Source organism: Shewanella sp. BJSY2023SW007 (genome assembly GCF_047314525.1).
GTDB lineage: Bacteria > Pseudomonadota > Gammaproteobacteria > Enterobacterales > Shewanellaceae > Shewanella > Shewanella chilikensis.
The window spans coordinates 1-9,398 of the sequence record NZ_JBKORL010000110.1; the positions used below are offsets into that span (position 1 = coordinate 1).

General features: G+C 50.5%; 9 protein-coding genes and 1 pseudogene. 7 read left to right on the plus strand and 3 right to left on the minus strand.

Annotated elements, in window-relative coordinates:
* Positions 1–74 precede the first annotated feature (74 nt).
* From ACMHXE_RS19540 to ACMHXE_RS19565, 6 genes are all read left to right on the plus strand, one after another.
* Positions 75–1,249 (plus strand): IS3 family transposase gene (locus ACMHXE_RS19540; RefSeq protein WP_101095878.1). Its coding sequence is split into 2 segments (ribosomal slippage): positions 75–333 and positions 333–1,249, totalling 1,176 coding nucleotides; the frame shifts between segments, so codons are not numbered across the junction.
* 36 nt (positions 1,250–1,285) lie between these two features.
* Entirely contained in the window at positions 1,286–1,636 is a 351-nt protein-coding gene (locus ACMHXE_RS19545; RefSeq protein WP_413733135.1) for a hypothetical protein, read from the plus strand.
* A gap of 2 nt (positions 1,637–1,638) precedes the next feature.
* On the plus strand, positions 1,639–1,962 hold the full coding sequence (locus ACMHXE_RS19550) for an SEC-C metal-binding domain-containing protein (RefSeq protein ID WP_221054783.1): 324 nt from the start codon (positions 1,639–1,641) through the stop codon (positions 1,960–1,962).
* 784 nt (positions 1,963–2,746) lie between these two features.
* Positions 2,747–3,562 (plus strand): sulfonamide-resistant dihydropteroate synthase Sul2, encoded by an 816-nt coding sequence (gene sul2 / locus ACMHXE_RS19555; RefSeq protein ID WP_001043260.1) that lies wholly within the window; start codon positions 2,747–2,749, stop codon positions 3,560–3,562.
* A 60-nt stretch (positions 3,563–3,622) separates the two neighbouring features.
* The gene (aph(3'')-Ib, locus tag ACMHXE_RS19560) at positions 3,623–4,426 is read left to right on the plus strand and encodes an aminoglycoside O-phosphotransferase APH(3'')-Ib (protein ID WP_001082319.1); all 804 of its coding nucleotides are present in this window, start codon (positions 3,623–3,625) and stop codon (positions 4,424–4,426) included.
* Entirely contained in the window at positions 4,426–5,262 is an 837-nt protein-coding gene (locus ACMHXE_RS19565; RefSeq protein ID WP_000480968.1) for an aminoglycoside O-phosphotransferase APH(6)-Id, read from the plus strand. Before aph(3'')-Ib ends, ACMHXE_RS19565 begins: the two co-directional genes overlap by 1 nt.
* Positions 5,263–5,368: 106 nt before the next feature.
* Here the strand turns inward: ACMHXE_RS19565 and ACMHXE_RS19570 are convergent.
* Both ACMHXE_RS19570 and tetR read right to left on the minus strand, forming a co-directional pair.
* A pseudogene (locus tag ACMHXE_RS19570) lies at positions 5,369–5,773 on the minus strand (IS91 family transposase); the annotation flags it as partial.
* Positions 5,774–5,951: 178 nt separating this feature from the next.
* The gene (tetR, locus tag ACMHXE_RS19575; RefSeq protein ID WP_000113092.1) at positions 5,952–6,554 is read right to left on the minus strand and encodes a tetracycline resistance transcriptional repressor TetR; all 603 of its coding nucleotides are present in this window, start codon (positions 6,552–6,554) and stop codon (positions 5,952–5,954) included.
* Positions 6,555–6,634: 80 nt separating this feature from the next.
* Here tetR and tet(59) point away from each other — a divergent pair, with 80 nt between their 5' ends.
* Complete coding sequence (gene tet(59), locus ACMHXE_RS19580; protein ID WP_001031679.1) at positions 6,635–7,837, plus strand: tetracycline efflux MFS transporter Tet(59); 1,203 nt, start codon at positions 6,635–6,637, stop codon at positions 7,835–7,837.
* 378 nt (positions 7,838–8,215) lie between these two features.
* Here the strand turns inward: tet(59) and ACMHXE_RS19585 are convergent.
* Positions 8,216–9,398 (minus strand): IS91-like element ISVsa3 family transposase (locus ACMHXE_RS19585; protein ID WP_023315961.1); only part of this gene is annotated, 1,183 nt, incomplete at its 5' end.

Below are 9,398 nucleotides of genomic sequence, written 5' to 3' on the forward strand. Positions count from 1 at the left end.
TGTAGTGGCATAGTGAATTTGGCCATCTAAATAGACGAAGTGATAGACTCACTTTTCGCAAATGGGTGGCAGATATGAAGAACACAAGACCGACATTCAGCGCTGAGTTTAAGCTAGAGGCTGCTCAGCTAGTAACAAAGCAAGGCTACAGTGTGGCAGAGGCTGCAATCGCAATGGGAGTCAGCAATTCAGCCATGCGAAAGTGGGTAAAACAGCTCCAACAGGAACTGCAAGGCGATTCTCCCAAAGGCTCACCACTTACGCCTGAGCAACAGCGGATCCGTGAGTTAGAAAAGAAACTTCGCCGCATCGAAGAAGAGAACATTATTTTGAAAAAGGCTACGGCTCTCTTGATGTCAGACTCACTGAACAGTTCTCGCTAGTCGAGAAACTCAGGCAGAGCCATAGTGTAAAACTTATTTGTTCAGTATTTGGTATTCATCGCAGCAGCTATAAGTATTGGCGAGGTAGACCCAGCATTATTAGCTCAGAGCAGGTGAAACTGCATAGCTTGGTGCGAGGGGCCCATAAAGCCAGCAACGGCTCTGCAGGTGCAAGAACCATCGCCAATATGGTGACAACTGCGGGTATACCATTGACGCGTTATCGCGCGACAGGGTTGATGAGAAAACTCGGATTAGTGAGCTGCCAGATACCCCAACACCGCTACAAAAAGGCGGATAAAGAACATGTCGCTATCCCTAACCATCTTGCTCGTCAGTTTGCAGTGACGGCGCCAAATCAAGTGTGGTGTGGCGATGTCACGTATGTGTGGACTTGCAAAGGTTGGGCTTATCTGGCGGTCGTGCTGGATCTATTTGCCCGTAAACCGATAGGTTGGGCCATATCCTATTCGCCTGATAGTACTCTAACGAGTAAAGCCTTAGTGATGGCTTTTGAAGCGCGAGGCAAACCGAAACACCTTATGTTCCATAGCGATCAAGGTAGTCACTATACGAGTCGTGGCTTCCGACAGCAGCTTTGGCGTTATCAGATAAAGCAAAGCATGAGCAGACGAGGAAACTGCTGGGACAATAGTCCGATGGAGCGTTTCTTCAGAAGCTTAAAAACAGAATGGATACCGATGACCGGCTACCGAAGTATCAGTGAGGCTCGGGTTGAAATATCACGATACGTGACGGGGTATTACAGTCAGCTTAGACCGCATCAATATAACGGTGGGCTGACACCGAACGAGTCAGAGCGAAGATACTGGCTTGAATACAAAACCGTGGCCAATTTAACTTGACCACTACACTCGCTAGATTCTCTAAAGGATAATTGGATGGCCCATTCTCATGCTGTTCACGATGTTAATTACTTTTGTAATCTGGTGTGTGTTCTCGGCAACGGCCTGCTTCGCTATGAAAGTGTTAATCTAACAAAGGGTGAAAAGCACCTATTGATTGATACTGATGAATTTGTCAATTTAGTTCTGACTGCACACAAGCGTACTTCAAACGCAGAAGAACAAGATGAAATACTACTTCGCATAATTAAGGAAGGTGCCGACGATAGAACCTTTGGGCGATTTTTCACATATCTTCTAATCATGCTTACTCGAATGAAGCTGAACGTACCTGATCTTGGCAGGTATATTGATCCAGAGCTACCTATATCAGTTGTGAGAGAGTAAACATGGCTAAGATTGATCCAAACGAACCATGTCCTTGCGAGTCTGGTTTGCTTTTTAAAGAATGTCATGGACCTAAAGTAAAGAAGCCGGAAGTCCCGAAAATTACGAAGACTATTACCTTAAAGGTGATTCCCGAGCCTGATCCGGATACAAGATCAGTGTTTATCTACGAAGGGGAAGGCACGGTCGCCTTTACCGGTTACGAAGTGGGTTTGGCATTAGCATGTGGTAGTTGTAAGTCACATTTGGTTGTGGGGATACCAAGGGAAAACATACAAAACATAGTGATTCGCTGTAAAAGCTGTGGCTCGTACAATGAAGTGTAAAAAATTTAACAATGCGCTGCTAGGGACAAACCTGCGCTGCGCTCCGGTTTGCCCCAGAGCGCGGCGTTAACCCATAGATATTTTTATCCGAAGCAGACGAGTTAGAGTTAATGCTTTAACTCGAAATTGTCCAGAAACAAGTTACAGCTTCACCATAATCGGTTTGATGTATGTGGAAATGCGGGCCGGTGCACCATCACCGGTCCGTGTGCTTTCTAACTACTTGCGTCGCCCAAACGGCCAGCGTCTTATTTTGTCGATTTGATCGACCGACCTCGTCATATCCTTGTAGGCACGCCCGGCCAACCTGTTTTGGAATACCTCCATTTTGTCGGCAATGGCTTTCATCTTCAGGCCGTGTCCGATGTTGTGCAGCCACTGCCCCAAAAAACCTATAAAAGTATTCACAAATTGATATAAGTACCAATAGAAAAAAGGCGCCGAAGCGCCTTTTTTTAATCACTATCCCGAGAGGGCTTATTCCCACTCTATTGTAAACAAGACATTTTTATCTTTTATATTCAATGGCTTATTTTCCTGCTAATTGGTAATACCATGAAAAATACCATGCTCAGAAAAGGCTTAACAATATTTTGAAAAATTGCCTACTGAGCGCTGCCGCACAGCTCCATAGGCCGCTTTCCTGGCTTTGCTTCCAGATGTATGCTATTCTGCTCCTGCAGCTAATGGATCACCGCAAACAGGTTACTCGCCTGGGGATTCCCTTTCGACCCGAGCATCCGTATGAGACTCATGCTCGATTATTATTATTATAGAAGCCCCCATGAATAAATCGCTCATCATTTTCGGCATCGTCAACATAACCTCGGACAGTTTCTCCGATGGAGGCCGGTATCTGGCGCCAGACGCAGCCATTGCGCAGGCGCGTAAGCTGATGGCCGAGGGGGCAGATGTGATCGACCTCGGTCCGGCATCCAGCAATCCCGACGCCGCGCCTGTTTCGTCCGACACAGAAATCGCGCGTATCGCGCCGGTGCTGGACGCGCTCAAGGCAGATGGCATTCCCGTCTCGCTCGACAGTTATCAACCCGCGACGCAAGCCTATGCCTTGTCGCGTGGTGTGGCCTATCTCAATGATATTCGCGGTTTTCCAGACGCTGCGTTCTATCCGCAATTGGCGAAATCATCTGCCAAACTCGTCGTTATGCATTCGGTGCAAGACGGGCAGGCAGATCGGCGCGAGGCACCCGCTGGCGACATCATGGATCACATTGCGGCGTTCTTTGACGCGCGCATCGCGGCGCTGACGGGTGCCGGTATCAAACGCAACCGCCTTGTCCTTGATCCCGGCATGGGGTTTTTTCTGGGGGCTGCTCCCGAAACCTCGCTCTCGGTGCTGGCGCGGTTCGATGAATTGCGGCTGCGCTTCGATTTGCCGGTGCTTCTGTCTGTTTCGCGCAAATCCTTTCTGCGCGCGCTCACAGGCCGTGGTCCGGGGGATGTCGGGGCCGCGACACTCGCTGCAGAGCTTGCCGCCGCCGCAGGTGGAGCTGACTTCATCCGCACACACGAGCCGCGCCCCTTGCGCGACGGGCTGGCGGTATTGGCGGCGCTGAAAGAAACCGCAAGAATTCGTTAACTGCACATTCGGGATATTTCTCTATATTCGCGCTTCATCAGAAAACTGAAGGAACCTCCATTGAATCGAACTAATATTTTTTTTGGTGAATCGCATTCTGACTGGTTGCCTGTCAGAGGCGGAGAATCTGGTGATTTTGTTTTTCGACGTGGTGACGGGCATGCCTTCGCGAAAATCGCACCTGCTTCCCGCCGCGGTGAGCTCGCTGGAGAGCGTGACCGCCTCATTTGGCTCAAAGGTCGAGGTGTGGCTTGCCCCGAGGTCATCAACTGGCAGGAGGAACAGGAGGGTGCATGCTTGGTGATAACGGCAATTCCGGGAGTACCGGCGGCTGATCTGTCTGGAGCGGATTTGCTCAAAGCGTGGCCGTCAATGGGGCAGCAACTTGGCGCTGTTCACAGCCTATCGGTTGATCAATGTCCGTTTGAGCGCAGGCTGTCGCGAATGTTCGGACGCGCCGTTGATGTGGTGTCCCGCAATGCCGTCAATCCCGACTTCTTACCGGACGAGGACAAGAGTACGCCGCAGCTCGATCTTTTGGCTCGTGTCGAACGAGAGCTACCGGTGCGGCTCGACCAAGAGCGCACCGATATGGTTGTTTGCCATGGTGATCCCTGCATGCCGAACTTCATGGTGGACCCTAAAACTCTTCAATGCACGGGTCTGATCGACCTTGGGCGGCTCGGAACAGCAGATCGCTATGCCGATTTGGCACTCATGATTGCTAACGCCGAAGAGAACTGGGCAGCGCCAGATGAAGCAGAGCGCGCCTTCGCTGTCCTATTCAATGTATTGGGGATCGAAGCCCCCGACCGCGAACGCCTTGCCTTCTATCTGCGATTGGACCCTCTGACTTGGGGTTGATGTTCATGCCGCCTGTTTTTCCTGCTCATTGGCACGTTTCGCAACCTGTTCTCATTGCGGACACCTTTTCCAGCCTCGTTTGGAAAGTTTCATTGCCAGACGGGACTCCTGCAATCGTCAAGGGATTGAAACCTATAGAAGACATTGCTGATGAACTGCGCGGGGCCGACTATCTGGTATGGCGCAATGGGAGGGGAGCAGTCCGGTTGCTCGGTCGTGAGAACAATCTGATGTTGCTCGAATATGCCGGGGAGCGAATGCTCTCTCACATCGTTGCCGAGCACGGCGACTACCAGGCGACCGAAATTGCAGCGGAACTAATGGCGAAGCTGTATGCCGCATCTGAGGAACCCCTGCCTTCTGCCCTTCTCCCGATCCGGGATCGCTTTGCAGCTTTGTTTCAGCGGGCGCGCGATGATCAAAACGCAGGTTGTCAAACTGACTACGTCCACGCGGCGATTATAGCCGATCAAATGATGAGCAATGCCTCGGAACTGCGTGGGCTACATGGCGATCTGCATCATGAAAACATCATGTTCTCCAGTCGCGGCTGGCTGGTGATAGATCCCGTCGGTCTGGTCGGTGAAGTGGGCTTTGGCGCCGCCAATATGTTCTACGATCCGGCTGACAGAGACGACCTTTGTCTCGATCCTAGACGCATTGCACAGATGGCGGACGCATTCTCTCGTGCGCTGGACGTCGATCCGCGTCGCCTGCTCGACCAGGCGTACGCTTATGGGTGCCTTTCCGCAGCTTGGAACGCGGATGGAGAAGAGGAGCAACGCGATCTAGCTATCGCGGCCGCGATCAAGCAGGTGCGACAGACGTCATACTAGATATCAAGCGACTTCTCCTATCCCCTGGGAACACATCAATCTCACCGGAGAATATCGCTGGCCAAAGCCTTAGCGTAGGATTCCGCCCCTTCCCGCAAACGACCCCAAACAGGAAACGCAGCTGAAACGGGAAGCTCAACACCCACTGACGCATGGGTTGTTCAGGCAGTACTTCATCAACCAGCAAGGCGGCACTTTCGGCCATCCGCCGCGCCCCACAGCTCGGGCAGAAACCGCGACGCTTACAGCTGAAAGCGACCAGGTGCTCGGCGTGGCAAGACTCGCAGCGAACCCGTAGAAAGCCATGCTCCAGCCGCCCGCATTGGAGAAATTCTTCAAATTCCCGTTGCACATAGCCCGGCAATTCCTTTCCCTGCTCTGCCATAAGCGCAGCGAATGCCGGGTAATACTCGTCAACGATCTGATAGAGAAGGGTTTGCTCGGGTCGGTGGCTCTGGTAACGACCAGTATCCCGATCCCGGCTGGCCGTCCTGGCCGCCACATGAGGCATGTTCCGCGTCCTTGCAATACTGTGTTTAGCAAAAATGCAAGCCGATGAACAACTCGCGATGGCAACAGCTAAAAAATTGGTAGAACAAAAACGCCAAATTGAAAAACAATGTTCTAAATAAATCCACCACTCGCACAAATCCCCCCTATTGTGCGAGCCTAAAAACACAGACACCTTATCACTGCTTTTCGAAACCATTAATCAATGCTTCTAAACCAAATAAAAAAGCCTCTGTGCCATCATCTTGATCCATAATTTGCAAAGCATCTTTTAATAGTCGAGGCATCGTATCATCTGCTATTTGTTGCCTATCATTAAGTGCTGCGATATGTTCTTGCTGCTCTAACACAGAACCTAACGTAAAATGACCAACCGCGCTTATTGCATATAACCCACATTTTAATGAAAAACCATTGTCCACCATAAACTGCAACTGCATTTCTACGGTGTCATATTGGTCTGAACTCGGGCGAGTCCCTAAATGCACTTTTGCGCCATCACGGTAACTTAATAATGCATCACGAAAGCTCAATGCATTATTACGTAAAAATTGTTGCCACGTTTCCCCAACTGCGGGTAATGAATGACGATGATTACGCTTTAGCATTTCAACAGATAATGCATCCAACAATGTGCGCTTGTTCTTCACATGCCAATATAGTGTAGGCTGCTCTACGCCCAGTTTTTGAGCTAGTTTTCGCGTTGTCAGCCCTTCCATTCCCACTTCATTTAGCAACTCTAATGCCACTGTGATGATGGTTTCTTTATCTAATCGCGCCATACTGCCCTCTCTTTTTTTCTATTGACACTCTATCACTGATAGGGATATATTCCAACTCTATCAATGATAGAGAAAAAACGATGAATAAATTTGCGATCACCGCTTTAACGATCACCGCCCTAGATGCTATGGGGATCGGCTTGATCATGCCTGTATTGCCTACATTGTTACGTGAATACGTGTCGGCTGAAAATTTAGCAAATCATTACGGTATCCTGCTGGCACTGTATGCCATCATGCAGGTTTTTTTTGCTCCTCTACTTGGCAAATGGTCTGATAAATTCGGGCGCCGACCAATATTACTACTATCTCTTGCAGGCGCTGCTGTGGATTACACTTTGCTTGCATTATCTAGCTCACTTTGGATGCTATACGTTGGGCGATTAATTTCTGGAGTTACTGGCGCAACAGGTGCGGTCGCCGCTTCTGTTATTGCTGACAATACTGCTTCACAAGAGCGTACTAAGTGGTTTGGACGCTTAGGGGCGGCTTTTGGTGTCGGGTTAATCTCTGGCCCTGCAATTGGCGGCTTTACAGGGCAATTCTCAGCTCATCTTCCTTTTATTATTGCTGCCATTTTAAATGCGCTCTCTTTTTTAGTTATTATGTTGATATTTAAAGATAATAAAATCAAAAATACTGAAAAAAACACCACAGAAACAGCAGAAAATTCGCGACCTTTCCTGCAAGTGATCAAGCCAGTCATACTATTGTTATTTATCTTTTTTATGACTCAAATGATAGGGCAAATTCCAGCAACGACATGGGTGTTATTTACGGAACATCGTTTTCAATGGGGCAGTATGGAGATCGGCCTATCTTTAGCGGGGTTAGGCATCATGCATGCCTTGTTCCAAGCATTTGTAGCGGGCGCAATCGCCAAGAAATTCAATGAAAAAGTGACGATTATTGTGGGCTTTGTTGTTGATGGAGCAGCATTCATTATTTTGTCATTATTGACAAAGGGTTGGATGATTTACCCTACATTAATCTTACTCGCCGGCGGCAGTATTGCGCTACCAGCCTTACAGGGGTTAATGTCAGCTCAAGTCAATCAAACTAACCAAGGTAAGCTACAAGGCGTTCTAGTCAGCTTAACCAATACGACGGGGGTGATCGGCCCATTATTATTTAGCTTTATTTTTGGTCAAACACTGGCAAGTTGGGATGGCTGGATATGGATGATTGGTGCGATAATGTATGTTTTATTGATTGTATTTATTTTATCTTTTTATAGAAGCACCAAAAAGATAGTTAAAATAGCGAAGCTACCAGCGAGCTAAGTTTTAGCATATCAATATTAAGTGCTATGATACCCCTATCAGATTTGCTTTTAGCACAAGATATTAAGAGACAAACCCTATGACATTACCCCCTAAAAAACCAAGAACAAAACCTGCGGAAGAAAGGCTAGATGACCTAATGAACGTATAGGAAGAATAAACGCCCTTTTCACCCAAGTCCAACAGCTTTGGACCGCAGTTGACTCTTTCGACACCCCTGCGATGCAACCCAATCCGGCTGACGGGGAGCCAGCAACGCTGAAAATTTACCCTCCTCTTTCCCACTAGCGGCTCCTTTTCCGACAACCAGCACGGCGGATCCCTGCCGCGGCGCTGTGAACGCAGCATTTTGATTGGTATCGTTGGCCTTCAGGCTCGTCAGTCAAACAGACCCAGGAGCAGCTCAGCCGGTGGCGCCCGGCTTTCGGGTAACGCCCTGGTCCCGCTGGTTTCGGCTTTGTGCTTCAGGTGATCAAGGATCTGCTTGATCACTATAGGGTCTTCAATGCAGGCGATGACTTTCATGGCGCCGCCGCAGCCGCTGCAGGTCTCGATGTCGATATTGAAAACACGCTTGAGCCGTTGCGCCCATGTCATCGACGCTCGCCGTTGTGCTGGTGTTGCCGGTTCATCAGCCACCCTGACCTTGTTGCCCCTGCCCCGTTTTGCCGGCGTGACCAACGCCCGGTGCCGACTGTTGGGTGCGAACACCCCGTGGAAGCGGGTTAGGTTGACTCTGGGCTTCGGTACCAGGGCGGCCAGCCTTGCAATGAAATCCAATGGTTCGAAAATGACGTGCGTGGTGCCGTCCCGGTACGGCGTCTTGAGCTGGTAGCGCACGTTGCCGCCTCGTGTTAACGACAGCCGCTTCTCGGATACCGCCGGGCGGCTGATGTACCGGCACAGCCGTTCGAGCTTCTTGCGTTCATCGGCCCTGGCCGCCACGCCGGCGTGCAGGCTGGACCCGGCTACCTTGCCAATCCCGTCACCGAACGGATCACCACTGGTCGGCAGAGTTTGCAAAGTGAACACCTTTCGCCCCGCCTGTGAACCGACAGCGATACGGTAAGTGATCGAGTGCCCCAGCAGGGGTGTCATCGGGTCGTCATCCACCGCATCCGAGGCCAGATAGCTGTTTTCGACATCCCGTTCCAGCAGGCCTTGCCGTTCCAGATAGCGACCCACCCGGTGGGCGATGGTGTGCGTCAGCTGGGTGAGCTCTGGGCTGGTCGGCGCCTTGACCCAGCGGAAACGCGCTGAGCCGTGGGATTGCTCGACATACACACCGTCGAGAAACAGCATGTGGAAGTGAACATTCAGATTGAGCGCCGATCCAAAACGCTGGATCAGGGTGACCGCGCCCGTCTTGGCCACTTGGTGGGTATGGCCCGCTTTCTTGACCAGGTGCGTGGCAATGACGCGGTAAACGATGCCCAGCACCCACCCCATGATCTCGGGCCGGCTGGCAAACAGGAAACGCAGCTGAAACGGGAAGCTCAACACCCACTGACGCATGGGTTGTTCAGGCAGTACTTCATCAACCAGCAAGGCGGCACTTTCG